Consider the following 1,312-nt stretch of genomic DNA (forward strand, 5'->3'; position numbering starts at 1 on the left):
CCCTTGCCGCCGGGGGTCGCGCCACGGCCGCCGCGGCCGCCGCGACCGCCGCCCTGCGGGTTGCCCTTGCCCGCCTGGGGAGTCTTCCGGGCGGTGCGGGCGGGCGCCGGCTTCTGCTCGGGGGCCGCCGCCCGCCGGCCCCGGGTGCTGTTGGCGGTGCGTCCCCGCACCACGCCGATGAAGTCGTCCACCAGGTCGGTGGTGGCCTCCTGCGGCCAGGCGAGGGCCACCTCCGACCGCGGCCCGTCGGCGACCGTCCGGTAGGTCAGGTCCCGCCGGTGGTGCAGCCGCGCGAGGGACTGCGGGACGACCAGCACGCCGATGCCCGCGGCCACCAGCTCGACCGCGTCGCCGGTGGTGGCGGGCCTCTCGAAGGCCTCCTCCCCGGGCGGCCGCTCCCAGCCGAACACGTCGTCCAGCGGGTGCAGCACCACCTCGTCGGCGAGGTCCTCGAGCGACACCTCGTCCGCCGCGGTGATCAGGTGGTCCTTGGGGACGACGGCCACCGTGGTCTCGGTGTAGAGCGGGATGGCGCTGAAGACGTCGCGGTCGACGGGGAGCCGGAGGAGCGCGGCGTCGGCGCCGCCGGAGCGCAGCAGTTCCTGCGCCTCGTGGGCCTCCACCGGCACCAGCTCGAGAGGGGTGGCGGGAAAGCGCTCGTTCCAGATCCGCACCCATTTGGCGGGCGTGGCCCCCGGTACGTAGGCGAGCCGGAAGACGGGGGGTGCGGCGGAGTCTGTCACCCGGCCCAGGCTACCCGGCGTGGTCGGGGGCGCTCCGCGCGGTCGTTACGCTTGGCGGTATGAAGTCGCACCAGAGCACCCAGACGATGAAGCCCGCGACCGCGGCGAAGAAGCTGGGTGTGTACCTCGAGGCCACGCCCGCCGAGTTCCGGGAGGGCGTCGTCTCGCGCGCCGAGCTGAACCAGCTCCAGGCCGACCCGCCCGAGTGGCTGCGGGAACTGCGGCGCAACGGCCCGCACCCGCGCCAGGTGGTCGCGGCCCGGCTCGGCGTCTCCACCTCCGGCCTGGCGCGGGCCGGCGTGACCGAGGCCCTGACCACGGAGCAGATCGAGGCGATCAGGAGCGAGCGCCCCGAATGGCTGGAGAAGGAGCAGGCCCTCCACGCGGACGTCCGCAAGGAGCAGGAGCGCATCAGGAAGCTGCACGCGGAGAAGGCCGGGAAGACGGCTGCCCGGGAGAACGCCGGCAGCTGATCCGCCGCCGCAGCACGGCCGAGGGGCCGGTTCCGCCGCCGGGCGGGCCGGCCCCTCCGCCGTGCGCGGCCGTCCCGCGCCCGGCGGCCCGCGCCC

General features: G+C 76.1%; 2 protein-coding genes. One reads left to right on the top strand and one right to left on the bottom strand.

Features of this window, described 5'->3' with window-relative positions; translation table 11 throughout:
- On the bottom strand, positions 1-743 hold a 743-nt coding region (locus tag A2U95_RS26740; protein ID WP_166027681.1), incomplete at its 3' end, for a LysR family transcriptional regulator substrate-binding protein.
- Positions 744-802: 59 nt separating this feature from the next.
- On the opposite strand from A2U95_RS26740, the gene A2U95_RS26745 reads away from it, so the two are divergent.
- Positions 803-1,216, top strand: coding sequence for a DUF5997 family protein (locus tag A2U95_RS26745; RefSeq protein ID WP_166027683.1), 414 nt, complete (start codon positions 803-805; stop codon positions 1,214-1,216).
- Positions 1,217-1,312: the final 96 nt, after the last annotated feature.

The organism is Streptomyces chilikensis (genome assembly GCF_001642695.1).
GTDB classification, from domain to species: Bacteria; Actinomycetota; Actinomycetes; order Streptomycetales; family Streptomycetaceae; genus Streptomyces; species Streptomyces chilikensis.

Bases quoted from the DNA above. Each gene is read 5' to 3' on its own strand.
- A2U95_RS26745 (WP_166027683.1), top strand. From the start codon at position 803: ATGAAGTCGCACCAGAGCACCCAGACGATGAAGCCCGCGACCGCGGCG.